22 protein-coding genes are annotated in these 25,014 nt (G+C 71.3%); 7 read left to right on the forward strand and 15 right to left on the reverse strand.

Features of this window, described 5'->3' with window-relative positions; all coding sequences use genetic code 11:
• Entirely contained in the window at positions 1-489 is a 489-nt protein-coding gene (locus EJV46_RS13730; RefSeq protein WP_131549201.1) for a cupin, read from the reverse strand.
• Between the two features lie 41 nt (positions 490-530).
• Entirely contained in the window at positions 531-800 is a 270-nt protein-coding gene (locus EJV46_RS13735) for a hypothetical protein (protein WP_131549202.1), read from the reverse strand.
• A 67-nt stretch (positions 801-867) separates the two neighbouring features.
• Here EJV46_RS13735 and EJV46_RS13740 point away from each other — a divergent pair, with 67 nt between their 5' ends.
• Together EJV46_RS13740 and EJV46_RS13745 are read left to right on the forward strand one after the other, a co-directional pair.
• A complete protein-coding gene (locus tag EJV46_RS13740) occupies positions 868-1,416 on the forward strand; it encodes a 4-vinyl reductase (RefSeq protein WP_131549203.1) in 549 nt (182 codons plus the stop codon).
• Between the two features lie 64 nt (positions 1,417-1,480).
• Positions 1,481-4,174, forward strand: coding sequence for an EAL domain-containing protein (locus tag EJV46_RS13745; protein ID WP_131549204.1), 2,694 nt, complete (start codon positions 1,481-1,483; stop codon positions 4,172-4,174).
• Between the two features lie 13 nt (positions 4,175-4,187).
• On the opposite strand, the gene htpG is transcribed toward EJV46_RS13745, so the two are convergent.
• From htpG to EJV46_RS13775, 6 genes are all read right to left on the reverse strand, one after another.
• Positions 4,188-6,014 carry a molecular chaperone HtpG gene (gene htpG, locus EJV46_RS13750; protein ID WP_131549205.1) on the reverse strand — a complete coding sequence of 609 codons (1,827 nt, stop codon included), beginning with the start codon at positions 6,012-6,014 and terminating at the stop codon, positions 4,188-4,190.
• A 75-nt stretch (positions 6,015-6,089) separates the two neighbouring features.
• Positions 6,090-6,671: a transposase gene (locus tag EJV46_RS13755; protein ID WP_131549206.1), complete on the reverse strand. Its 582-nt coding sequence runs from the start codon at positions 6,669-6,671 to the stop codon at positions 6,090-6,092.
• Between the two features lie 70 nt (positions 6,672-6,741).
• Positions 6,742-7,098, reverse strand: coding sequence for a response regulator (locus EJV46_RS13760; RefSeq protein ID WP_131549207.1), 357 nt, complete (start codon positions 7,096-7,098; stop codon positions 6,742-6,744).
• A gap of 9 nt (positions 7,099-7,107) precedes the next feature.
• Positions 7,108-8,109, reverse strand: a complete 1,002-nt coding sequence (locus EJV46_RS13765; protein ID WP_131549208.1) for a PAS domain-containing sensor histidine kinase — start codon at positions 8,107-8,109, stop codon at positions 7,108-7,110.
• Between the two features lie 92 nt (positions 8,110-8,201).
• On the reverse strand, positions 8,202-9,569 hold the full coding sequence (gene hflX, locus EJV46_RS13770; protein WP_131549209.1) for a GTPase HflX: 1,368 nt from the start codon (positions 9,567-9,569) through the stop codon (positions 8,202-8,204).
• A gap of 59 nt (positions 9,570-9,628) precedes the next feature.
• Entirely contained in the window at positions 9,629-9,973 is a 345-nt protein-coding gene (locus tag EJV46_RS13775; protein WP_131549210.1) for a hypothetical protein, read from the reverse strand.
• A gap of 537 nt (positions 9,974-10,510) precedes the next feature.
• Here EJV46_RS13775 and EJV46_RS22850 point away from each other — a divergent pair.
• The 5 genes from EJV46_RS22850 to EJV46_RS13795 all read left to right on the forward strand — a co-directional run bounded on the left by EJV46_RS22850 (position 10,511) and on the right by EJV46_RS13795 (position 14,759).
• Positions 10,511-10,801 (forward strand): hypothetical protein, encoded by a 291-nt coding sequence (locus EJV46_RS22850; protein ID WP_165585527.1) that lies wholly within the window; start codon positions 10,511-10,513, stop codon positions 10,799-10,801.
• Positions 10,798-11,745: a tripartite tricarboxylate transporter substrate binding protein gene (locus EJV46_RS13780; protein ID WP_165585528.1), complete on the forward strand. Its 948-nt coding sequence runs from the start codon at positions 10,798-10,800 to the stop codon at positions 11,743-11,745. The genes EJV46_RS22850 and EJV46_RS13780 overlap by 4 nt, the downstream gene beginning before the upstream one ends.
• A 10-nt stretch (positions 11,746-11,755) precedes the next feature.
• Entirely contained in the window at positions 11,756-12,862 is a 1,107-nt protein-coding gene (locus EJV46_RS13785) for an LLM class flavin-dependent oxidoreductase (protein WP_131549212.1), read from the forward strand.
• Positions 12,855-13,679 carry a CmcJ/NvfI family oxidoreductase gene (locus EJV46_RS13790; RefSeq protein ID WP_131549213.1) on the forward strand — a complete coding sequence of 275 codons (825 nt, stop codon included), beginning with the start codon at positions 12,855-12,857 and terminating at the stop codon, positions 13,677-13,679. Before EJV46_RS13785 ends, EJV46_RS13790 begins: the two co-directional genes overlap by 8 nt.
• Before the next feature lie 354 nt (positions 13,680-14,033).
• Positions 14,034-14,759 (forward strand): class I SAM-dependent methyltransferase, encoded by a 726-nt coding sequence (locus EJV46_RS13795; protein WP_165585529.1) that lies wholly within the window; start codon positions 14,034-14,036, stop codon positions 14,757-14,759.
• Between the two features lie 13 nt (positions 14,760-14,772).
• Here the strand turns inward: EJV46_RS13795 and EJV46_RS13800 are convergent, their stop codons facing one another.
• From EJV46_RS13800 to treS, 7 genes are all read right to left on the reverse strand, one after another.
• Positions 14,773-15,543: a YdcF family protein gene (locus EJV46_RS13800; RefSeq protein ID WP_131549215.1), complete on the reverse strand. Its 771-nt coding sequence runs from the start codon at positions 15,541-15,543 to the stop codon at positions 14,773-14,775.
• A 118-nt stretch (positions 15,544-15,661) separates the two neighbouring features.
• Positions 15,662-15,832 carry a hypothetical protein gene (locus EJV46_RS22855; protein WP_165585530.1) on the reverse strand — a complete coding sequence of 57 codons (171 nt, stop codon included), beginning with the start codon at positions 15,830-15,832 and terminating at the stop codon, positions 15,662-15,664.
• Between the two features lie 118 nt (positions 15,833-15,950).
• Positions 15,951-16,802: an alpha/beta fold hydrolase gene (locus EJV46_RS13805; protein WP_131549216.1), complete on the reverse strand. Its 852-nt coding sequence runs from the start codon at positions 16,800-16,802 to the stop codon at positions 15,951-15,953.
• A complete protein-coding gene (locus tag EJV46_RS13810; RefSeq protein WP_131549217.1) occupies positions 16,799-17,896 on the reverse strand; it encodes a mandelate racemase/muconate lactonizing enzyme family protein in 1,098 nt (365 codons plus the stop codon). The genes EJV46_RS13805 and EJV46_RS13810 overlap by 4 nt, the downstream gene beginning before the upstream one ends.
• Before the next feature lie 70 nt (positions 17,897-17,966).
• Complete coding sequence (locus tag EJV46_RS13815; RefSeq protein WP_165585531.1) at positions 17,967-19,262, reverse strand: replication protein RepA; 1,296 nt, start codon at positions 19,260-19,262, stop codon at positions 17,967-17,969.
• 280 nt (positions 19,263-19,542) lie between these two features.
• A complete protein-coding gene (gene glgB / locus EJV46_RS13820) occupies positions 19,543-21,714 on the reverse strand; it encodes a 1,4-alpha-glucan branching protein GlgB (RefSeq protein WP_131549219.1) in 2,172 nt (723 codons plus the stop codon).
• Positions 21,707-25,012 (reverse strand): maltose alpha-D-glucosyltransferase, encoded by a 3,306-nt coding sequence (gene treS, locus EJV46_RS13825; RefSeq protein WP_131549220.1) that lies wholly within the window; start codon positions 25,010-25,012, stop codon positions 21,707-21,709. The genes glgB and treS overlap by 8 nt, the downstream gene beginning before the upstream one ends.
• Positions 25,013-25,014: the final 2 nt, after the last annotated feature.

Genomic DNA, 25,014 nt, shown 5'->3' on the forward strand with positions numbered 1-25,014 from the left:
TCAATCCACGCGCCAGAGCCCGGCCGTCCCGAGCACCGGGTCGGTGTCGGGGAAGGGCAGGGCGGCGATGCGCTCCAGCATGGCCGGCGTCGGCGCCTCGCGCTGGATGTCGCCCTCCTGGCCCGGCGGATAGGCGCCGACCACCAGGAAGTCCGGGCTCGACCGGATCCTGAGATGGCCGGTGCCGGCCGGCAGCAGCGCGATGTCGCCCGCCGTCACCCGCACCTCGGCGCCATCGGGCCCGCCGAGCTTCAGCAGCGCCTCGCCGGCCGCGAAGCCGAGCACCTCGTGCCCCTTCGAATGGTAGTGGTGATAGCCGTAGATGCCGTCGCGCCATTGCGGCGGCCAGCCGTTGCGCTCGAACAGCGCCTCCATCGCGGCCGCGATGTCGCCGGAGGCCGGCATGGCCGCGCGGTACAGCAGCACCGGCAGGCGCGGATTGTTCGGCACCCATTCGCTACGGGGGAAATGCAGGGATTCTGGCTTCATGGAGACCTCCGGGCAGGAGAACGCGGGCGGGCGCGCTCCGGCTACAGCGCCGCGACGATCTCCGACCATTCCGATTCCAGCGTCACCGCCGGGCGGCGGCGGCCGGCGCGGCGGTACCAATAGTCGGCGTTGGAGAGGTCGCCCTCCTTGCGGTGCAGATAGGCGTGGACCCAGGCGCCCTCGGCCGTGTCCACGGCTTGCGCGGCCTCGTGCGCGCGCGCCCATTCGCCGCGGGCGTCCCACCACAGCGCGGCCAGGGGCGGCGGCAGGTCCGTCGCCGTCTCGCGCTCCATGAGGGCATGGGGTTCCATTCGCCGGTCCTCCAGCTTGCGACACTATCGCGGATCGCCCAGCATTGCGAAGTTCCAGGAGACGCGCATGGCCCAGCCCCAGGTTCCGATCGAGGTCGATCCCGAGACCGGCATCTGGTCCACCGACGGCCTGCCGATGGTCTATCTGCCGCGCCACTTCCTGGTGAATATGCAGAAGGGCGTCGAGGACGCGATCGGGCCCGAAGCGTATCGAAAGATCCTCTACGGATCGAGCGACCTCTCGGCGCTGCAATGGTGCCGGGCCGAGGCGAGGACGCATGGCCTCTCGCCGCTCGAGACCTTCAGGCACTATCTCAGGCGCCTTTCGCAGCGGGGCTACGGCCAGCTGGAGATCACGGCACTGGACGAGGCGGCGGGCACCGGCGCGGTGACGGTGCGGAACTCGGCCTTCGCGCTGGGCTATGGCCCGGGAGCCGGACGGAAGGTCTGCTACATGTTCGAGGGCAGCTTCGCCGGCGGCATGCGCTACGTGCTGGAGATGGCCGGGCGGAAGGGCGAGCCCGCCTGCCGCGAGGTGGCCTGCGCGGCGGAAGGGCATCCCGAATGCCGCTTCGAGCTGCGCTGCGACGCAGTGCGGCGCAGCGAGGGCTGCTGAGGGCGGAAACCGCGGCTTCCGGCGCAGGTTTTAACGTCCTGGGCCCGACAAACTGGAACCGCCTGTGAGCTTCGTCTTTCGCCTCATGCTTCTGGCGGTGATGAGCGTCCTGCCGTCCGCCATGCTGGAAGTCTGGCGCAGCGAGGAGCACCGACAGGAGAATCTCGCCGAGGTCCCGGCCCGGGCCCTGGGCCTGGCCCAGATCGGCGCGGCCGAGCAGCGGCGCATCCTGGAAGGCGCGCGGCAATTGCTCACGGCCCTGGCGATGCTGCCGGTGATCCGCGACCGGGACGAGGCGCGGTGCGGCCCCGCCCTGCAGCGCGCGCGGGAGCAGTTCACGCTCTACACGGTCATCGGCGCCGCCGACCTCGATGGCCGGATCTGGTGCAGCAGCTCGACAGCGGGCATCGATGTCTCCGACCGCGCGTGGTTCCGGCGGACCTTGGAGACGGGGAGCTTCTCCGTCGGCGGCTATGTGGTCGGCCGCGTCACGGGCCGGCGCACGCTGAACCTCTCCCTGCCCGTCCATGACGACGAGCTCCGGATCGTCGGGGTGCTCAGTGCCGGGCTGGATCTCGATCTCCTGGCGGAGGACCTGGCCACGCGGGAGCCGGCGCCCGGCATCAGCCTGACCGTGGTGGACCCCTTCGGAACCGTCCTGGTCGACCTGCCGAGCCGGCAGCAGATCGGGCAGCCGCTGCCGGAGCGGCTGCGCCACATCGTCGGCGCCGGGCCCGGCGTGCTCGACACGGAGTGGCTCAACGGCCGGCGCGAGATCGTCGGCCATGTGCCCGCGATCGCCCCTGCCAGCCCGTCCTTCCTCGTGGCCGTGGGCCTCGACCACGAGCGCTTCGTGGAAGACGCCTTCCGGAAAGGCCCGCCTCGGGTGGTCTCGGCCGCCGTGATGGCGGCCGCGCTGCTGGCGGCCTGGTTCTTCGCCACCCGCTACATCCGCCGGCCCATCGCCAGGCTGATGGCGGTGACCGAGCGGTGGCGCCAGGGCGACATGACCGCGCGCGCCGGGCGGATCGACAGGAGCTCGGAAATCAGCGAGCTCGGCCTGGCCTTCGACGTCATGGCCGACGCCGTGGCCGAGCGGGAGCGGCGCATGGCCGACATGCTGGAGAGCACGACGGACAGCGTCTGGGCGATCGACCGGGACTGGCGCGTGACCTTCCAGAACCGTCGCGGCAAGGCGCGGCTGGAGGGCTTCGATCTGCTCGGGCGGAAGGTGTGGGAGGTCTTTCCGGAGTTGGAGGCCGGGCCGGTGGGCGCGGCCTACCATCGCGCGATGGAGGAACGCGTCCCGACGCAGGTCACCTTCTATTTCGAGCCGATCGCCGGGCATTTCGAGGCGCATGTCTTTCCCTCCGAGGAGGGCGGCATCACGCTCTTCGTCCGCGACGTGACGGAGGCGCTGCAGGCGCGGCAGGCCCTGCTGCACCAGGCCTATCACGACCCGCTCACGGACCTGCCCAACCGGAACAGGCTCCAGGAGATGGTCACCCAGGGCGAGGACGGGCGCATGCCCTCGGCCCTGGCGCTGCTGGATCTCGACGGCTTCAAGCATGTGAACGACACGCTGGGCCATCCCGCCGGAGACGTGGTGCTGCGGGATGCCGCCTCCCGCCTGGCCGCGCATCTGGGCGGACAGGGGCGGCTGGCGCGGCTGGGCGGCGACGAGTTCGCGGTGCTGCTCTTCGGGGCGGAAGCGGCGGCCAACGAGGCGATCGTGGAGGGTATGCTCGCCGCGCTGGAGCGCGCGCCCTTCACGGTGAGGGGGCGGCAGTTCCGGATCACGGCGAGCGCCGGGCTGGCGCGGGTGCCGCCCGGCGCGGCGCCCGATGCGGAGACCCTGCTCTCCAACGCCGACCTGGCCCTCTATCGCGCCAAGGCCGCCGGGGGCGGGGTGCATCGCGTCTTCAGCGAAGCGGACCGGGCGGCCTACGAGACCCAGCGGCTGCTGGACGAGCAGATCGGCCGGGCCGCCGAGCAAGGCGAGTTCGAGCTGCACTACCAGCCGCAGGTCCGGCTGTCCGACGGGGCGCTCGTCGGGGCGGAGGCGCTGATCCGCTGGCGCCACCCGACGCGCGGACTGCTGGGCCCCGCCGCCTTCCTGACGACGCTGGAATGCAGCCGCCACGCGCCCGGCGTGGGCGGCTGGATCATCGACGAGGCCTGCCGCCAGACCGCCGCCTGGCGCGAGGCGGGCCTGCCGCTGCGTATCGGGATGAACCTCTTCGCGGAGCAGGTCGCGTCCGGCGACCTGGAGGAGGTGATCGAGGCGGCGCTGGCGGCCCATGGATTGCCGCCCCAGATGCTGGAGCTGGAGCTGACGGAGAACATCGCGCTCAGCCAGGACGGGGCCGAGCTGCTGGCGCCGCTGCGGGCCCTGCTGGCCCGGGGCATCGGCATCGCGCTCGACGACTTCGGCACGGGCTTCGCCTCGCTGACGGCGCTGCGGGACGTTCCCGTCACCCGGCTGAAGATCGACCGCAGCTTCGTCTCGGGCCTGCCGGAGGCGACGCATGACGCGGCGATCGTCGAATCCGTGCTGGTGCTGGCGCGGCGCCTGGGGCTCGAGGTCATCGCGGAGGGCGTCGAGACCGAGGAGCAGGAAAGCTTCCTGGCCGCCCGCGGCTGTCCAGAGGGCCAGGGCTATCGCTACGGCCGCCCCATGCCGGCCGAGGAGTTCCTGGCCGCGAGCCTGGCCTGGGAGGCCAGGCGGGGGGAGGCCAGGAGGCGCATGGGGCGTTAGCCATCGGGCCGCGTCAGCCCGCCAGCGCCGCCGCGACCTGCTTCGCGAAGCCCGCCGGATCGCGCGGCACGTCGCCGTCCTGCACCCGCGCCAGGTCCAGCAGCAGCCCCGCCTTCTCGAAGAGCGCCGTGTCGCCCGCCGCGCTCTCGGCCAGCTTGCGGATCAGCGGATGGCGCGGATTCACCTCCAGCACGGGCAGCCCGCCGCCCCCGCCACGGCCCGCGCGGCGCAGCATGCGCTGCATCTGCAGGTCCGGCCCATGCTCCGGCGCGGCCAGGACCACGGCGCTGTCCACCAGCCGGTCCGTCGCGCGGACCTCGGAGACCTCCTCCTTCAGCGCGTCCTTCAGCAGCGGCAGCAGCAGCGCGACATCCGCCGCCTCGGCCTGCTCGGCGCCGCCCGCCACCTTGGACAGGTCCACCGTGCCCTGGGTGATGCTGCGGATGGGCTTCTCCTCGAAGGTGCCGAGGCGGTCCGGCCAGAAGGCGTCGATGCCGTCGGAGAGCAGCAGCACCTCCACGCCCTTGGCCTTGAAGCCCTCCAGCTGCGGCGACTTCGCCAGCGCGGCCGGGTCGTCGCCGAGCAGGACATAGATCGCCTCCTGCCCCTCCTTCATGCGCGCGACGTAGTCGGCCAGCGAGGTCCAGCCCTCCACCGCCGAGGAGCGGAAGCGCAGCAGCGCGGCCACGTCCTTGCGGTGCTCGGCATCCTCCCAGACGCCCTCCTTCAGCACCGGGCCGAAATTGTCCCAGAAGGCCTCGTACTTCGCCGCGTCCTTGGCCTGGGTCTTCAGCTCCGACAGCACGCGGTTCGTCACCGCCTTGCGGATGCGGGCCAGCACCGGCGTGGACTGCAGCATCTCGCGCGAGACGTTGAGCGGCAGGTCCTCGGTGTCCACCACGCCCTGCACGAAGCGCAGCCAGGAGGGGAGCAGATTCGCCTGGTCGGTGATGAACATGCGGCGGACATGCAGGCGCAGCCGGCTCTCGCGCTCGCCCTCCACGGCCTGGAAGGGCTTCATCCCCGGCACGAAGAGCAGGGCCGAGAACTCCATGGAGCCCTCGGCGCGCCAGTGCAGCGTGGCCCAGGGCTCGTCGAAGGCATGGGCGACGTGGCGGTAGAAGTCCTTGTACTGCTCCTCCGTCACCTCGGACTTCGGCTTGCGCCAGAGCGCCGTGCCCTCGTTCGCCGGCTCGTCCTTGCCGTCCTGCGCGACCGTGATGGGGATGGCGATGTGGTCCGCCCATTTCCGGATGATCGCCTGGAGGCGCCAGGGCTCCAGGAACTCCTCGGCATCGGACTTCATGTGCAGGACGATGTCGGTCCCCGCCTCCTCGCGCGTGGCGGGCGCCAGGGTGTAGTCGCCCTTGCCCTCGGAGGCCCAGACCCAGGCCTCCTCGGTGCCGGCGCGGCGCGAGGTGACCTCGACGCGGTCGGCCACCATGAAGGCGGAATAGAAGCCCACGCCGAACTGGCCGATGAGGCTCGGCTTGTCGCCGGCCGGCGCGTCGGCGAGGGACTTCGCGAAGGCCGCCGTGCCGGAGCGCGCGATGGTGCCGAGATGCTGGGCGAGCTCGGCCTTGGTCATGCCGCTGCCGGGGTCGCTGATGGTCAGCGTGCGGGCTTCCTTGTCCGGCAGGATGCGGAGCTTCGCCTCGGCGGGCAGGCCCAGCGCATGGTCGGTCAGGGATTCGAAGCGGCGGCGGTCCACGGCGTCGGCGGCATTGGCCACCAGCTCGCGCAGGAAGATCTCGCGCTCGGAATAGAGCGCGTGCACCACCAGATCCAGGAGGCGCCCGACCTCGGCGCCGAATTCATGCCGCTCCAGGGTCTCACCCATTCGTCTTCTCCCACAGGGGTTCGCGTTCAACGGCGGGCGATATGCGGGGAGGTGGCGATTGTTTCAACCGGGGCGTCACGGCCAGCAGGCCCGGAGGGCGCGCGGGATGTATCTGCGGCCGGCGACGACGGTGAGGCACTTCCGCATGGCGCGCAGCCAGGCGAAGGCGCGCTTTCGTTCTCCCCGGACGACGGATTCGAGCCGCGCCAATTGCAGGTCGAAGAGCTTTTCGGACAAATCCGGATCGGGGCACATCCAGGGCGGGGCCGGCAAGGCGCGCTTCAGCTCGAGCCGGCGGGCCAGGAGGATGATGCGGAAGCCGCGCAGGCGGATGGCCCGGCGCGCGGCGCGGCAGATGGGGCCGAGGAGGTTCTTCAGGACATGGCCCTGGGGAGCGGCGGCCAGGGCGAGGAGCAGGTGCTCCCACAATCCCTCATGGGTCAGGCGGCGGAAGTAGCGCGAGATGGTGTCGGGCTTGCCGTAGGGCTCGGGAAGGTCGGACCAGGGGCCATCGGTGGCGGCGACGCGGAAGATGGCGTCGAAGCGGGCGCGGTGGTCGCAGGGGCGGCCGCGGAAGCGGCGCAGGATGTGGGGGAGGAGGGCGGCCCATTCGGCATCGGAGAGGGGGGCGTGGGGGATGCGGAGGGGGGAGGGCATCCCGCAATACTAGGAAAATAATCTGAGTCATGGCAAGGAAAATCGGTCCGTCGCCGCGCGGCCGCGCGGATCAGGGCTCCGTCAGCCGCTCCAGGGTGGCGAGCAGGCGCCGCTCCTGCGTCGGCTTGCCGACATTCGGCACACCCGTCAAAATGGCGCCGCCGAACCGCTCCGGCCGTTCGAAGGCGCTCGCCACGGCGAAGGGCACGCCCCGGGCGGCGAGGGTCTCGGCGACGCGCGTGACCAGCTCGGAGCGGAGCTGAACGTCGAGCAGCGCCACGTTGGGCACGTCCTGCTCCAGCAGGCGGAGCGCCGCCTGCACCGTCGCCGCCGGGCCCAGAACCCTCCATCCGCGACGCTCCAGCATCTGCTGCAGGTCCAGCGCGATCAGGAACTCGTCTTCGACGATCAGGATGGTCTTCTGCACGGCCCGCCTTCAATCCGAGGGAGAGGCCTTTCCAAGCGGAATGACGATCTCGGTCTCTAAACCGCCGGACTCGTATCTTTGTTGCACCTCGCCCCCCAAACTATAGCTCGCGGACGAGCGGATGAGGTGGGTGCCGTAGCCCGTGGTGGCGGGCGGGGCCACCGGGGGGCCGCCGCTCTCCACCCAGCTCAGCCGGAGCTGGCCGGCCTCGTCCAGCCGCCAGCTGATCCGCACCCGGCCGCCGGGGGCCGACAGGGCGCCATGCTTGGCGGCGTTCGTCGCCAGCTCGTGCACGATCAGCCCCAGCGCCATGATCACCCGCGGCCCGAGCACGACGGCCGGGCCGGGCTCGATGAGGACGGCCTCCGGCGCGGCGGCGTAGGGGGCGAGGGCGCGTTCCAGCAATGCGGCCAGGCCGGCATCGTCCTGCTCCCGGAAGGCGAGGTCCTGCGCCTCCACCAGGGCGCCGAAACGGCCCAGGAAGGCGTCGCGATACTCCTCCGCCGAACGGCCCTCCGTGGGGGTCTGGCGGGCCATCGCCTGCGCCACGCCCAGCAGGTTCTTCATCCGGTGCCGGAGCTCGCCGAAGAGCATGTCCTTCGCGGCCTCCTGCTCGACGCGCTCGGTCGCGTCCACGATGGCCAGCAACATGGAATGCCCGCCATTGTCCGGATGGTGGAGGGTGCGGGCGGTCAGGAGCATCGTCCTCCGGCCGAGGGCCGGGAACTCATGCTCGACCTGGAAGTTGACGACGGCCGTGCTTCTGGGGATCACCTGCGACAGCAGGAGGCGCAGATCGGGGATGTTCCATTGGCCATTGCCCAGCTCGTAGACGAGCTGCCCGATGGTCTCGTAGCGGTCCACCTTGAAGGCCTGGTAGAAGGACCGGCTGGCCGCCTGCACGCGCAGGCTCTCATCGAGGACGAGCAGGGGATCGGAGATCGTGTCGACGATGCCCTGGGCCTGGACATGGCCGGCGCGCAGGAGGCGGTAAAGGTCTTCCACATTCATCGTAGGCCGGTCCTGCATGGGACGCCCAACCTACAGGAAAGGCCCTCAATCCCGCAATCCGAGGCCGGCGCGCCGGCCGGCGGCGCCCGGCGTCAGGCCGCGGCCAGGCTCCGCCGCAGCCGCGCGATCGCGCCGGGCAGGCCGCGCACCTTCAGCACGCGGCCCGTCTCGTCGTAATCCTCCGAAAGCACCCGCGCGCTCTCATAGACCTCGCCGATCAGCCCCTGCCTGGCATAGGGCAGCACCAGCGTGTCCTCCACCATCGCCTCCTCGAAGAAGGCGACGATCCGGTCGCGCAGCGCGCTCACGTCGCCGGGCGCATGGGCCGAGAGCAGGATCGCGTCCGGATGCCTGTCCCGCAGCGCGGCGCGCCCGGCCGCGTCCACCCGGTCCATCTTGTTCAGCACCAGCCGCGACGGCACCGCATCCGCGCCGATCTCGCGCAGCGCGGTCCTGCTGACCTCCAGCTGCGCCTCCCAGGTCGGGTCCGAGGCATCCACCACGAAGAGCAGCAGCGAGGCCTCCAGCGCCTCCGCCAAGGTGGAGCGGAAGGAGGCCACGAGATCGTGCGGCAGCTGCTTGATGAAGCCCACCGTGTCGGAGACGAGCACGCGCGGCCGCGTCTCGGGCTGGAGGATGCGGACGGTGGTGTCGAGCGTGGCGAAGAGCTTGTCCTCCACCAGCACCTGGCTGCCGGTCAGCGCCCGCATCAGCGAGGATTTGCCGGCATTGGTGTAGCCGACCAGCGCCACGCGCAGCTGGTCGCGGCGGGCGGAGCGGCGGTTGTCGCCGTCGCGCTGCACGGCGTCGAGCTGGGTCTTCAGCTCGGAGATGCGGTCGCGGACCTTGCGGCGGTCGAGGTCCAGGGTGCTCTCGCCGGCGCCCGGGCCCTGCTGGCGCCCGCCGCCGGTCGAGGATTCGCGCATGCGGGGCGCCACGTATTTCAGCCGCGCCATCTCGACCTGGAGCTTCGCCTCGCGGGTATGGGCGTGGCGGTGGAAGATCTCGACGATGACGCCGGTGCGGTCGAGCACCTGCGCCCCGGTGGCGCGCTCCAGGTTGCGGAGCTGGCTGGGCGAGAGCTCGTGGTCGACGATGACGAATTCGGGCCTGCGGGCGGCGCCCGGCTCGGCTTCGCCCGGCTCGGCCTCGCCTGCTTCGGGCGTCCCGGCCGCGCCCTCGAAGCGCTGCCGGGCCTTGGACTTCGCGGCCGGCGCCATGGAGGTGACGACGCCGCTGCCGCCGGTCAGCGCCGCGAGCTCGGCCAGCTTGCCGCTGCCCAGCAGCGCGGCGGCGCCGGTGCCCTCGCGCTTCTGCGAGACCGCGCCGACGACCTCGTAGCCGAGCGTCCTCACCAGGCGCCCCAGCTCCTCGAGGCTGGCCTCGTGGGCGATGTCGTCCACGTCGGGGGTCTGGATGCCGACGAGGACGGCCAATGGTGTCGGGGCTCTGGTCTCCATGGCGCGTGGTAGCACGGAAGCGTCGCCCCGCGCCTATCCCAGGATACCGGCGGATCGCCTCAATGCGAGGCCCGCACCACCATCACGGGCGGCTCGCCGGGGTCCCGGTCGAACATGGTCAGGGCCGCGATCTCGCTCGGATCCAGCAGATTGCCGTCGCGGTCGAGCCGGATGGCCCGGGGATCGCCGTTGCGGGCGGCGCGGCCGTGCCAGAGGCCATGGCTGTCGGCCCAGAGATCGGTGACCTGGGTATAGCCGATGGCCTCGATGCGGCTGCGGGCCTCGCCCTCGGTGAGGCGGAGCGGCTCGGCGGCGGGGGGAGGGGCGGACAGCGTCTCGGCCCTTGCCGAGGGCGCCATGAGGAGGGCCGCGAACAGCGCCATGGCCAGGGGGGAACGGCCCATGGGATTCTCCTTCTTTCCGGCGCGTGCGGGAGTGCACGCCACGCGGCTGTAAAAGCCGCCAACACCGCGCCGGTTGTGGGGGGGCGGAAATATCCTGTCGCCGCGCGTGATCGGGGCCGGTGCCGGAGATGGCTGGCGCGGGGCTGTGGAACCCCCGCGCCGTGTTCGGGAGTTTCACGTTTCAAGACGTGCGAAGCTTGCGGCCGCCTTCGGGGCCGGCGGCCGGGGCGTGATCGCCAGGCCGGCCTGAGCCTGGGGCTGTAGGCTGGTTCTGGCGTGAATTTCCGATTCTGCGTGCCGGGGTGTTGAATTATCCGCATGCGATCGTATAATCCGAAAACTACGAACTCATGTGCAGGAACGGGCGGCCGTCCCAGCCTGGCCGCCCGAACCCGACGAGGAACTGCGATGCCCCGCTCCGCCTCCGTCTCCCTCCGCAGCCTCCCGGCCCGGGCGGCGTCGCGCCGTCGGATTTCGTGTCGCGGCTGAGCCGCACCGATCCGCCGACACGACGAAGCCTGAAATTCCGGAGATCCCATGCGCCTTTCCAACCCCATCATCGAGGATGGTGCCCTCGTCGCCGTCGCCGCCCAGGGCGATGCCGGCTGGTTCCTGATCGCCATCGACCGGCGGCTCGAGGAGCTCGACCGCGCGAATTTCCAGAGCGCCTCCGCCGCGGAGCAGGCGGCGCGCGGCTATCTGCGCCGCAACCACCCGCCGACCGGCGCCTGGCGGACCGTGGAAATGACCGGCGCCGTGCCGTCCACCGGGAAACCCGCTCACCTGTCCGCGGGGCGCGCCGCGCCGACCGCAGGAGACGCCGCATGAACCGCCGCATCCTTCTCGCCGGCCTGCTGGCCGCGCCCGCCGTCGCCCGCGCCGAGGCCGGCTTCAGCCGCCCCATCCGCTACATCTCGCCCTTTCCGCCGGGCGCGACCAACGACAATGTCTCGCGCGTCATGTCGCGCGCGCTCGGCCAGCGGCTGGGCGTGAACGTGGTCGTGGAGAACCGGGCGGGCGCGGGCGGCGCCGTGGGGGCGCGGCTCGTGGCCGAGAGCCGGCCGGACGGGCTGACCCTGCTCAACGCCTCCGCCGGCAACCTCACCATCGCGCCGCATCTCAACCCTGTCGGCTACGATCCGCTGCGGGCCTTCGCGCCCGTCGCCATGTCGGGCGAGGCCTTCAGCCTCGTCGCGGTGAACCCGAAGCTGCCCGTGCGCACCCTGCCGGAGCTGATCGCCTATGCGCGGCGGCATCCGGGCGAGCTGAACTACGGCTCGGCCGGCATCGGCTCGGCGGGGCATCTGCGCGGCGCGCTGCTGGCCGATGCCGGCGGCTTCGAGGCGGTGCACATTCCCTTCCCGGGCTCCGCGCCCGCAGCCAATGCGCTGGCGGCCGGCGACGTCCACTTCATGATCGACCCGATCGTGGCGCCGCATGTGGAGGCCGGGCGCGCCCGTGCCGTCGCCGCCATCGGCAACGGCCGCTGGGAGGCCTTCGCCGAGGTGCCGAACATCACGGAGCACGGCCTCGGCCGCGACTGGCCCTCGGGCGGCTGGTTCGGCCTCTTCGCGCCGGCCCGCACGCCGGACGAGATCGTCGCCCGCATCAACCGCGAGTTCAACGCGAGCCTCGACGAGCCCGAGGTGAGCGCGGCGCTGCGCCGCTTCGGCCTCAGCCCGGAGAAGCTGACGCCCGAGGAGCTCGGCGCGCGGCTGGCGCGCGACCACGCGGCCACCGGCCAGGCGCTGCGGCGCCTTCACATCGCCTGAGGGAACGGCCATGACGCATCCGCTCCAGTTCATCGGCATGATCTCGCACCGGGCCTCCTCGGAGATCCATCCGCCGGGCGGGCCGATCCTCGATCCGGCCTATGTGGCGCGCTTCGCCCAGGCGCATGAGGAGGCGGGCTTCGACCGCGTCCTGGTCGCCTGGCATTCCACCAGCCCGGACGCGCTGCTCGTCGCCGGCCATGCGGCGGCGAGCACGCGGCGCATCGGCTTCATGGTCGCGCACCGGCCGGGCTTCATCGCGCCCACTTTGGCCGCGCGGCAGTTCGCGACCTTCGACCATCTGAGCCAGGGGCGCGCCGCCATCCACATCATCACCGGCGGCAATCCGGCCGAGCAGAAGCAGGACGGCGACTTCCTCGACCATGCGCAGCGCTATGCCCGCTCGGACGAATATGTGGGCCTGCTGCGCCGCGTCTGGACGAGCGAAGCGCCCTTCGACCACGAGGGCACCTATTACCGCTTCGAGCGCGCCTTCTCCGAGATCAGGCCGGTGCAGAAGCCGCATATCCCGATCTTCTTCGGCGGCTCCTCCGACGTCGCGATCGAGGTCGCGGGCCGCCATGCCGACACCTATGCCTTCTGGGGCGAGACGCTGGACCAGGCGCGCGACACCATCGCCCGCGTGCGGGCCAGCGCGGCGAGGGCCGGCCGCGATCCGGCCGCGATCCGCTTCAGCCTCTCGGTGCGTCCGGTGCTGGCGGAGACGGAGGAGGCGGCCTGGGCGCGCGCCTCGCGCATCCTCGACCGCATCCGCGAACTGCGCGGCGACAGGTTCGGCAAGGGCAGCCCCAAGCCCGAGAGCATCGGCAGCGCGCGCCTGCTGGAAGCGGCCGCCGCCGGCCCCGTGCGCGACAAGCGCCTCTGGACCGAGGTGGCCGCCGCCGTGGGCGCCGGGGCGAACACCACGGCGCTCGTCGGCACGCCGGAGCAGGTGGCGGAGTCCCTCGCCGACTACGCCGCGCTCGGCGTCTCGACCTTTCTCATCCGCGGCTTCGATCCGCTGGAGGACGCGCTGGACTACGGCCGCACGCTCCTGCCCGCGACCCGCCGGGCGGTCGCGGCGCTGACCCCCGCGCGGGAGCTCGAACATGCCTGACGGCTATGTCAGCCCGCCGCTGCTGCAGACGGCGCCGCTCAACTACCTGCGCGCGGGGACCGAGCGTCCCACGCGCCATGTCGCCACGCCACCGCCCGGCCTGCCGGTCGACGCCATCGAGGTGGAGACGCATGAGGTGCTGGTGGAGAACGGCCGCTTCCGCCAGCACGAATTCACCCTCGACCGCCACGGCTTCGAGCTGATCGAGGCGCCGACCCGCGTGGCCGATCTCCACGACGCGGCGGCGGTGCGGCGCGACTACTATGCCGAGGTGGAGGGCCTCCTCCGCGCGCATCTCGGCGCCTCCCGGGTCGTGGCCTTCGACCACGAGATCCGCGACGCCGCGCGCGCCGTCGGCGAGGGCACGTCGCACGGGCCGGCCAGGCGCATGCACAGCGACCACAGCTACGCCGCCGCCCCGCGGCGCCTGCGCGACCTGCTGCCGGAAGAGGCCGACCGCCTGCTCGCCGGCCGCTTCGCCATCGTGAACCTCTGGCGGCCCATCAAGCCGGTGCAGGAGAGCCCGCTCGCGCTCGCCGAATGGCCCAGCATCGCCGAGGAAGACCTGGTGCCGACCTCGACGGTCCATGCCGACCGCGTGGGGGAGGCCTTCAGCCTGCGGCACAGCCCGCGCCACGCCTGGGTCTATTTCCCGCACCAGCTGCCGAGCGAGGCGCTGCTCATCAAGGGCTATGATTCCGCGACGGACGGCCGCGCGCGGCTCTCCTTCCACGGGGCCTTCGACGACCCCTCCTCACCGCCCGACGCCCCGCCACGCGAGAGCATCGAGGTGCGGGCCCTGGTCTTCTGGGGGTAAAGGCGAGGGCTCGGCGCTTTCCTTTCCGTTGAAAGTCGATCGCGGGTTTGCGCAGAGCGAAAGCCGCGAGAATCCGAGCATCTCTGCGCGCTGCCGCGAGGCCGGGCCCCGATCATCCGGAAGATCGAAGAACCCGGCCCTGTTCCGCGCCTACCGGATACTGGGCATGACTGCGCCTGCGATCACGGCCGCATGAAAATACGCAATTATATGAAAAACGGCCTTCCGAAATGCTTTGCGGGGCCCGATCCGATCGCCTAGCATGCGGCGTTGAGAGGCGCGCGGCGCGCCAGGGCGCTAAGGGGACCGGACGTTGAAGCTTTCCTGCATGGCCTCGGCTGGAGGGGCGGCGCCTTGAGTGCAGCCACCGATGCCAGGATCCAGCCTCTTATCGAGCGCTACTACCCGCCGGCCACGCATCCCTACCAGCGGCTGGCGGGCGAGGTCCGGCGCCATCTGCGCCCGGACGCGACGGTGCTCGAGATCGGCTGCGGACGCGGCGCACCGATGCTCTCCACCATGAAGGGGCAGGCCGGGCGCCTGATCGGCATCGATGTGGTGGAATTCACCGCCGCGGATCCCGATCTCGAACTCTGGCGGTGCGACGTGACGGCGATGACGCAGATCGCCGATGGCAGCATCGACCTCGCCTTCTCCCGCAGCGTGATGGAGCATATCGAGGATGTCGACCGCGCCTATGCGGAGATCGGCCGGGTGCTGGCGCCGGGCGGGACCTATGTCTTCCTCACGCCGAATTTCTGGGACTATGCCAGCCTGATCTCGGCGATGGTGCCCAATGCCCTGCATGGCCGCATCGTCCGCGCGACGGAGGGGCGGGAGGAAGAGGATGTCTTCCCGACGCATTACAGGTCGAACACCGCCCGCTCCATTCGCCGCCTCGCGGCCGCCGCGGGCCTCTCCGTGCAAGGCCTGCAGCATCTCGGCCAGTACCCGACCTATTTCCGTTTCAGCCCGACGCTGTTCCGCCTGGGCTGCCTCTACGGGAAGCTGCTCGAGCGGTTCCAGCCCTTGCACGGGCTCCAGGGGTGGATCTTCTGCGAGCTGCGCAAGGCGCCCTGACGCGGATCGGCCCTCAACCCGCGGGGCCGTCCGGCCGACGCGCCGGCCGGAAGCCGTAGGAGGCCGCATACCAGCCCATGCCGATCCATTCGTGGAGGGCATAGGCGCTGTCGGACAGGGCGCGGGCATTCGGAAGAAGGGCCTCCGCCGTCACCCGCTGGGAAACGGCGTGGCTGGACGGGGCGGGAATGGCCTCGAGCCCCGTGGCGCGGAAGGCCATCATGGCGCGTGGCAGGTGCCAGGCATGGGTCACCACATAGACTTTCCGGATCGGCACCTCCGCGAGCAGACGCGCGGAAAGCAGCGCATTCTCGGCGGTATTCGTGGACGCCTCCTCCCGCCAGCGCGTCTCCAGGCCGAAATCCTGCGCGAGGGCTTCGGCCATCAGCGCCGCCATGGGCAGACCGCCCGGCCTGGGTGGGGGACCGCCGCTCACCAGCAGCGGCAGGCCTGAAGCCCGCTGCAGGCGCGCGGCGAAGCGCAGCCGCTCCAGGCTGAGGGAATCGATCGTGTCGCCGCCGAACATCGGGACATGCCGGTCCCTTCCCGCCGAAAGCACGACGATCGCCTCGGCCGGCGGCCCCCCGCCCGGCACGATCGGCGGATACCATTGAAGGGACCGGATCAGCAGGCTGGCGACATAGGGCGTGCTGAGCAGATAGAGGCAGGCCGTCGCCGCCAGCAGGATGGCGCGGCCCGCCCCGGGCCGCCGGCGGAACAGGAACAGCAACGCCAGGGATGCGAGAATCAGGCTACCGGGCGGCAGTAGGAATTCCTTCAGCATGCCGTCGCGCGCCCCCGAGTGTCGGCCCCGTCCTACCGAAGCCTGCGGCGTGGCGCCACCTCGCCCCTGCCCGGCCGTCCGGGCGCGCGATGCCGGTCCATGGCATCACGCCCGCAACTCAGATGACGGTGACAAGGCTGATGACGGCCATGCCGGCGACCAGGAAGACCATGGCCCGCACGACGACCAGCCATCCGTCGAAGCCGGCATGCTCCGGCGGCTCCCGGCGCCGGACCTGGAAGTGCTCGGCATAGGCCTCGTTGGTGGCGGTCATGAGGGACTCGCGCATGATGCGGCTCCTGTTCTGGCGGGGCCGGACGCGCGCCGGCTGACGGCCTGAACATGCCGCCACCGTGTCGCGGGAGGATCGCGCGCGGGCAGAGCCAATTGTCGCGCGTGTCGCCGCGCTACAGCGGGTGACGCCGCAGATGCTCCAGCAACAGCTCCGTGACCCGGTCCGGCACCTGGTCCGGCGCGTAGTGGCCGACACCGGGAAGAACCTCGAAGCGATAGGGCGCCTCGACGAAATCCGCCGTGCCCTCGGCGGCCATGCGGCCGACCGTGTCGTCCGCATCGCCCCAGAGGAAGAGCGTGGGCACGGAGACCGCGCCGATCGGCCGGTTCACCGTGCCGCGGGCGCGGTACCAGGCGAGCGCCGCTTCCATGGCGGCGGGATGGCCGAGGACGGCCAGATGCTTCGCCGTCGCCTCCGGCGGAATGCCGTTGGCCGCATGGCGGGTCCGCAGCCAGGCGGCGTCCTCGGCCAGCAGCGAGGCGGCCGCGTCCGGATCCTGGAAGGCCTTGTGGTGGCGCGAGCGGTGGGGCTGCTCCGGATCCTCGCGCATCGCCCGGGCGAAGGCGGCGGGATGCGGACGGGACAGCATGGTCAGCGAGGCCAGCCGCCCGGGATGGTGGGCGGCGATGTCCCAGGCCAGGCTGCCGCCCCAGTCGTGCCCGACCAGATGGAAGCGCCGGGCGCCCAGGGCGTCGGCCAGCGCGAGCGCATCGGCGGTGAGCAGCCGGATGTCGTACAGCGTGCGGTCGGACGGGTTCGGGCGGGCGCCCGGGGAATAGCCGCGCTGGTTCGGTGCCGCGGCGAGGAAGCCGGCCCTGGCGAGGGCCGGCAGCTGCGCGTCGTAGAGGTGCCGCGAGACGGCGAAGCCGTGCAGCATCAGCACGAGCGGCGCATCCGCCGCGCCCGCCGCCGAGACGTCGAAGACGAGGCCCGGGAGTGCCTCGATCCGGCGGTCCTCGATCATGCCAGCCGGAAGTCCTTCAGGACCTCCGGCCGGAAGGCCAGCCCGTGGCCGGGCGTCTCCGGCGCGGTGATCATGCCGTCCGCGATCTTCGGGCGCGACACCCAGAGGTCGTCCAGGAGGCCCATCTGCTCGGCCCAGCTGGCGTTCGGGATGCTGGCCAGCAGGTGCACGTTCAGCTCGGGGAAGAGGTGCGGCGCGATGGTCATGCCCCAGGTGTCGGCCACCGTCGCGATCTTGCGGAGCTCCGTCAGCCCGCCGCGCATCGGGTCCGGCTGGAGGATGGGCAGGCGGGGATTTTCCAGGAAGGGCTTCAGGTCGGCCCGGCCGAAATGCGTCTCCCCGCCGACCACGCGCAGGTCGAGCATCCCGGCGCAGCGCAGATAGCCGGCGTAGTCGTCCGGCATCACGGGCTCCTCCAGCCAGTAGATGTCGTATTCCTCGAACTTCCGGCCCGCCTGGATCGCGATGTCGGCGCTCCAGCCCATGTTCACGTCGATCATGATGTCGATGTCGGGGCCGACCGCCTCGCGCATGCGGCGGACATTGTCGATGTCGGTCCGCAGGTCGCCGATATGGGCCACCTGCATCTTGATCGCCTTGTAGCCCTGCGCGACGTAGTGCTGCGCCTTGGCGATCATCCCGTCGCCGCGCGAGTTGCGGAAGCAGCCGCTCCCGTAGATCGGAATTTCCGACCGGCAATGGCCCCAGAGCCGGTGCAGCGGCAGGCCGGCGGCCTTGCCGACCACGTCCCAGAGCGCGATGTCGATGGCCGACTGGGCCATCATGGTCACGCCGCCGCGCCCGGCCGTCAGCGTCGAGCGCCAGAGATCCTGCCAGATCGCCTCCACCGCCGTCGCGTCCCGGCCCAGGATGCGGGGGGCCATCGCATCCTCGATGCAGGCGCCGATGCTGCGCAGCAGGGGCAGGCTCAGAAGGTGCAGATAGCCCATGCCGGTCAGGCCGGAGGCGGTGACGATCTCCACCACCACCAGGTCGCGCCTCTCGCCGAGGGGATGGCCGGCGAGCCAGGGATCCTCGGGCCAGGGCATGCTCAGCAAGGTCGTGCGGACCTCGCGGATCGTCAGGTCGGCCAATCTGTGTCCCTCCCGGAAGGCTTTCGCGGAAGCCTGCGCGCCGGCGGGAGGAGAGGCAACCCTGCGGGCGCTACCTCCAGCCCGGGGCGGGGGCCTTGCGCAGGCGCAGGCGCACCTCCTGGAAGGTCGAGATCCGGTCGTCCCAGAAATCGTCGATCAGGTCGCGGTTCGCCATGATCCAGGCCGAGACGCGGTCGAAGTCGCCCTGATGCAGACCGCCGCTGACCTGCAGGATCATGGGCTCCACGGCCAGGATGGTCAGCCGCTCGGGATCGAGCCGCGTGCCGGGCGTGACGCCGACCAGCACCTGCTCGGCGCCATGGCCGCGCCGCAGCCACAGGCATTGCGACAGGCCGGTCGCGTCGCGCGGCAGGCAGATGCTGTCCTCGGTGATCCTGTCGGCGGCAGGAGGGGCGGCCGCAGCGGGAGCGGCCGCAGGGGGGGCGGCGGCAGGTTGGGCCACGGCGGGGGGAATGGCCCTTGGCGCGGGGGGCGGCGCGGCAGCGGCGGACGGCGCGGGTGGCGCGGGCGGCTCGCTCGGCGGGGCTTCGGGCGACCCGGCCGCCGGCCGTTCCTCGGGCGCGGGTTCCGCCTCGCCGCGGGCGTGGCGGATGCTGACGCCCTCGTCGTCGACGGCGATCTCGATCGACGGGTCCGCGTCGAAGACCATCCGCAAGGCGGGCTCGAAGAGGGCCCGGAAGGAGGCGGCGTTCTGCGAGGGGCTGCCGAAACGGGCCAGGAGCTCGTCCCAGCCGGCCGTCGGCATGGAATCCGGCGCGGCGCCGCCGAGCGACTGCCGAATCCAGGCATAGGCGTCCAGCGCCATGGGCGAATCGCCGAGCGTCCTCACGATGCGGGAATCCAGCCCGACGGCGTGGCTGGCGAGGGCGGCGAGGAACTTGGCGCTCAGGCGGATCTTCGGCCGCCATTCGGGCAGGTCGCCACGGGGGCGGCTGCGCGCGTCGAAGACGGGAACGTCCGGACCGCCGCCCCAGGAGACCGTGATCTTCGACGCCATCATGCGGTGCATCTGGTCGATCAGCTCGGCCGTCTTCCCGGCGGCGCCCATGCGCTCGGCCAGGGCGGAGGCGTCGGCGCCGAGGTCGAGCGAGACGCCGTTCGCCCGCCGGGCGGCGTCGCAGATATGGATCAGGTTCAGCCGCAGCATGCGGCCGCTGGGCAGGGGCTGGTCCGGCGAGGGCGCCTCCATGCGCAGGGAGGCGCTCCCGGCGTCGCGGTGCCAATGGCCGCGCGGCGTCCGGATCGGCAGCCCCAGCTCGCAGAGCACCGGGTGGATCCACAGGACCGTGTCGTCGGGCGGTGCGGCTTCGGCATCGGGCGAGGAGACGGGAGGAGCGTGGTTCAAGCGCAGGGTACCAGTGTCAGGTTGTTGCCGGGAGGCGGCGCGTTTTCGGGGTCCGGCGAGGGTATCGGCCAGCAGCGGCCGCGACACCAGCCCGGAGACTATGGCAGGCGGGGGAGGGTCGTCCAATCGGCGCGACGAGCGGCGGGCCGGCCGACCGTGGCCGGCCCCTCCTGTCGCCTCGCGCCGCAGGCCCCGCAAGGCCCCTTCGCGCATGGCCGAGGCTACCGCGCCCGGGCGCGCGATCCTGGCCGGCCCGCCCGGCCCGCTACGAAAGGCCCCCCTAGCCCTCCGCGCGCGCCGGTCTCAGGATCAGCGTGCTCAGCGGCGGCAGCGTCAGCGACAGCGAGGCGGGCCAGCCGTCCATGCCGTCGCTGCCGGCCTCCACCAGCCCGCCATTGCCGGCGTTGCCGCCGCCGTAGATGGCCGCGTCGGAATTGAACACCTCCTGCCAGGCCCCCGGCCGCGGAGCGCCCAGGCGATAGCCGTGCCGCGTCACGGGCGTGAAGTTGCAGACCACCAGCACGGGATCCTGCTCGTCCGGCCCGTAGCGCAGCCAGGCGAAGACGCTGTTGCCGCTGTCGTCGAGCGAAACCCAGCGGAAGCCGGCGGGGTCGCAGTCCAGGGCGTGCAGCGCCGGCAGGTCCACATAGAGCCGGTTCAGGTCCCGCACCATGCGCTGAAGGCCCGCGTGGCGCGGCTCGTCCAGCAGGTGCCAGTCCAGCGAGCGGTCGTGGCTCCATTCGCGCAGCTGGCCGAATTCGCAGCCCATGAAGAGCAGCTTCTTGCCGGGATGGGTCCACATGAAGCCGAGATAGGCGCGGAGATTGGCGAAGCGCTGCCCTTCGTCGCCCGGCATCTTGCCCGGCAGCGAGCCCTTCCCGTGCACGACCTCGTCATGCGAGATCGGCAGGATGAACCTCTCCGAGAAGGCATAGACCAGGCCGAAGGTCATCAGCCCGTGATCGTAGCGGCGGTAGACCGGGTCGCGCTCGATGTAGCGGAGCGTGTCGTTCATCCAGCCCATGTTCCACTTGAAGTCGAAGCCCAGCCCGCCCTCGCCCGGCTTGCGGGTGACCCGGGGGAAGGAGGTGGATTCCTCGGCGATGAGCAGCTTGCCGGGGCAGCGCGCGGCGATGGTGTCCGAGAGCTCCTTCAGGAAGGAGATGGATTCCAGGTTCTCGCGCCCGCCATGGATATTAGGCACCCATTCGCCCTCGCGCCGGCTGTAGTCGCGGTAGAGCATCGAGGCCACCGCATCGACCCGCAGCCCGTCCACGCCGTAATGCTCCAGCCAGTGCAGGGCGCTGCCGATGAGGAAGTTCCGCACCTCCTGCCGGCCGAGGTTGTAGATCAGCGTGTTCCAGTCCTGGTGGAAGCCCTCGCGCGGATCGGCATGCTCGTAGAGCGCCGTGCCGTCGAACTGTGCGAGGCCATGGGTATCGGTCGGGAAATGCGCCGGCACCCAGTCCAGCAGCACGCCGATGCCGGCCTCGTGGCAGCGCTCCACCAGCCGGGAGAAGTGCTCGGGGGCGCCGAAGGGGGCGTGCGGGGCGAACTGCCCCAAAGGCTGGTAGCCCCAGGAGCCGCCGAAGGGATGCGCCATGATCGGCAGGAATTCGAGATGGGTGAAGCCCATGCCCTTCACATAGGGGATGAGCTGGTCGCCCAGCTGCTCCCAGTCGAGCGGCTGGTCGCCGTCGCCGCGGGCCCAGGAGCCCGGATGCACCTCGTAGATGGACATGGGCCGGCCCGCCGGATCGGCCGCCGCCGGCAAGGCCTTCGGCGGCTGGATGCGCGCCGTGTCCGCGACGACCGAGGCCGTCGAGGGCGGCGGCTCGGCCTGCCAGGCCACCGGATCGGCCTTCATCGGCAGGAGCTGGCCCCAGCCGTCGAGCAGCTCGAACTTGTAGGCCGCGCCGGGCCGCAGGCGGGGGATGAACAGCTCCCAGACGCCGGCCTCATGGCGCAGGCGCATGGGATGGCGGCGGCCGTCCCAGCTGTTGAAGTCGCCCACGATGGAGACGCGGCGGGCATTGGGCGCCCAGACGGCGAAGCGCACGCCCGGGACGCCTTCCACCACCTTGGGATGCGCGCCCAGGCAGCGGCCGATGTCCTGGTGCCGGCCCTCGCGCAGCAGGTGCACGTCCAGCTCGCCCAGCAGCGGGCCGAAGCCGTAGGGATCCTCCGTCTCCTGGACCACGCCGTTCCAGTCGATCCGCAGGGTATAGGGCCCCGGCACCATCCCGCGGGCGAAGAAGCCGGCGGGATGCAGCAGGGCCATCGGCAGCACGGAACCGCCTGAGACGAGCGAGACGCCGCTCGCGCCCGGCAGGAAGACGCGCACCACCGGGCCGGCCTCGGTCTCATGCGGACCGAGGATCGAGAAGGGATCGCCGTGGCGGCCGTCGATCAGGGCGGCCAGGGCATCGGGATGCAGGGCCGGATCAGCCATTCCGCGCCTCCTTGCCCAGGATGCGGCCGGCGAGGGTCTCCAGGCCGCGAAGGGGAATGTGGATCCAGCCCGGCCGGTTCGCCGCCTCGTAGCAGACCTCGTAGGCCGCCTTCTCCAGCAGGAAGAGATCGAGGAGCGGGGCCTCGGCCTTCGCCTCGACCCAGGGGCGCGCCGCCCGCGCATGGGCCTCGCGATAGGCGGCGAGGAAGCTCTCGGCGGCGCGGCCGCGGAACTGGTCCAGCAGCGCGGCCAGCCGGTCCGCCGCCGGGCCCTGAAGGCCCTGCCGGTTGGCCGCGGCCGCGGCCGCCGCATAGTCGAAGGAGCGCAGCAGGCCGGCCACGTCGCGCATGGGCGAGGACTTGGCCCGGCGCTGGTCGAGCGTCTTCGCCGGCTCGCCCTCGAAGTCGATGATGGAGGCGTCGCCCTGCACGACCAGCACCTGGCCCAGATGGAAGTCGCCATGCACGCGGGTCTTCAGCGCGCCCTCCGCCGCGCCGGCGAGCCGCTCCACGCCCGTCAGCAGCGCCTCGCGCTGCGAGAGCAGGCCCTTGGCCCGGGCCTCGTCGGCCGCGGAATCCCAATCCTTGACGGCGCGAAGGGCCTTCAGCGCCTGTTCGAGCTGCGCGCGGGCGGCGCGGCCCCAGGCTTCCGCGTCCCGCCGCGTGGCCGGCTCGGGGCGGAAGGCGTCGTCGTCGCTGTCCTGCGCCAGGATGGCGTGCATCTCGGCCAGCCGGCGGCCCAAGGCTGTCGCGAAGCCCATGTAGTTGTCGAAGACGCCGTCCTGCTCGTCGGCCGGCGCGTCCGCGACGGCCGTGATGTCGATGCTGCGGCGGAGGAAGTCGGTCGTCCAGGCCCAGCCGTCGCCCTGGTTGCGCACGAAGCCCTGCAGCACCACGAGGGTGCGCGGCACGCCGTCCGGGGTCACGCGCACCACTTCGCCGAGCAGCGGCGCCGTCTGGGCGAAGCCGCGCTCGGTGAGGAAGCGCGTCATCTCCGTCTCGGGGCTGATCCCCTCGGTGACCCGGCGCACGAGCTTCAGGACCGCCTGCTCCCCGATGATGAGCGAGGAGTTGGACTGCTCCGCGGACAGCCTGCGGATCTCGGCGCCCTCGGGGATGTCCACGCCTTCGAAGGCGGAGGTGGGCAGGAAGCGGATCTCGCCCTGGGCCAGCGGCAGGACGGTGCTGTCCCGCAGGCTGCGCAGCACGCCGAAGGGCAGCGCGTCGAGGGCGAAGGCGTCGGTCAGCACGCCGACGCGCCGGCCCCGGCGGATGCGCGCCAGAGCGAGCTGCTGCGGCAGGGCGGCGCTGGTCTCGTCCTCCCAGGCGATGCCGAGCGGCAGGAGGTAGCGGCCGGTGCCGGTGGCATCCGCCGCCTCCACCTCGGTCAGCAGGATCTCAACCCCGCTCTCGCCGGTGAGCGCCTCGGTGAAGGCGAGCCGCGGCTGCCCCACCTCGGTGTCCTTGCCGGCGAACCAGCGGCGCCGCGAGAGGTATTGCGGCAGCGCCTCGGTCTCCAGCGTCCGGACCGTCGCGGGGGTCAGCACCTCCGCGAGGCTGTTGCGCAGCACGAGGGTCGTGAGCTCCGACATGGGCTCGGGCGTGGGCATGTGCCAGCTGGGCATGGCGGCCTCCGTGGCCAGCAGGAACCAGTAGAAGCCGTAGGGCGGCAGGGTCAGCAGATAGGTGAGCTGCCCGATCGGCGGGAAGGAGGAGCCGCCGACGAGCTCGACCGGCACGCGGCCGGCGAAGGCGGAGAGGTCGAGCTCCACCGCCTGGGCGGTGCGCGAGAGGTTGCAGACGCAGAGGATCGTCTCGCCCTCGTGCTCCCGCAGATAGGCCAGGATCTTGCGGTTGCCCGGATAGAGGTAGCCGAAGGTGCCGCGGCCGAAGGAGCGGTGCCGCTTGCGCACCGCCAGCATGCGGCGCGTCCAGTTCAGCAGCGAATGCTGGTCGGCGGACTGCGCCTCCACGTTCACGGCCTCGTAGCCATAGACCGGGTCCATGATCGCCGGCAGCACGAGGCTCGCCGGATTGGCGCGGCTGAACCCGCCATTGCGGTCCGGCGACCACTGCATCGGCGTGCGCACGCCGTCGCGGTCGCCGAGATGGATATTGTCGCCCATGCCGATCTCGTCGCCGTAATACATCACCGGCGTGCCGGGCATGGAGAGCAGCAGCGAGTTCATCAGCTCGATGCGGCGCCGGTCGTGCTCCAGCAGCGGCGCGAGGCGGCGGCGGATGCCGAGGTTGATGCGCGCCCGCTTGTCGGCGGCATAGGTGTTCCAGAGGTAGTCCCGCTCCCGGTCGGTCACCATCTCGAGCGTCAGCTCGTCATGGTTGCGCAGGAAGATCGCCCATTGGCAGTTCTCGGGAATGGCGGGCGTCTGGCGCAGGATGTCGGTGATCGGGAAGCGGTCCTCCTGCGCCATCGCCATGTACATGCGCGGCATCAGGGGGAAGTGGAAGGACATGTGGCACTCGTCGCCCTCGCCGAAATAGAGCTGCGTGTCCTCCGGCCACTGGTTGGCCTCGGCCAGCAGCATGCGGCCCGGCGCGATGCGCTCCATCTCGGCGCGGATCTTCTTCAGGACGACATGCGTCTCCGGCAGGTTCTCGTTGTTCGTGCCGTCGCGCTCGATGAGGTAGGGGATGGCGTCCAGCCGCAGCCCGTCCACCCCGGCGTCCAGCCAGAAGCGCATGACGGCGAAGACCTCCTTGAGCACCTGCGGATTGTCGAAGTTCAGGTCCGGCTGGTGGCTGTAGAAGCGGTGCCAGAAATAGGCGCCGGCGACCGGATCCCAGGTCCAGTTCGACTTCTCGGTGTCGAGGAAGATGATGCGCGTGCCGTCGTACTTCCGGTCGTCGTCCGACCAGACATAGTAGTCGCGATGCACCGAGCCCTTCTTGGCCCGGCGCGCGCGCTGGAACCAGGGATGCTGGTCCGAGGTGTGGTTGATGACCAGCTCGGTGATCACCTTGATGCCGCGGGCATGGGCTTCCTGCACGAGCCTGCGGATGTCGGCCATGCTGCCGTATTCCGGATGCACGTCCTTGTAGCTGGCGATGTCGTAGCCGTCGTCGCGCCGCGGCGAGGGGTAGAAGGGCAGCACCCAGATCGTGTCGACGCCCAGCTCGGCGATGTAGTCGAGCTTCTGCAGCAGGCCGGGAATGTCGCCCACGCCGTCATTGTTCGAATCGAAGAAGGACTTGATGTGCAGCTGGTAGATGACCGCGTCCTTGTACCATTGCGGGTCGTTCGCGGCCGGCGCTGCGATGCGGGTCGTGTTTCGCGGCATGA

It is taken from the genome of Roseococcus sp. SYP-B2431 (assembly GCF_004336745.1).
Lineage (GTDB): Bacteria > Pseudomonadota > Alphaproteobacteria > Acetobacterales > Acetobacteraceae > Roseococcus.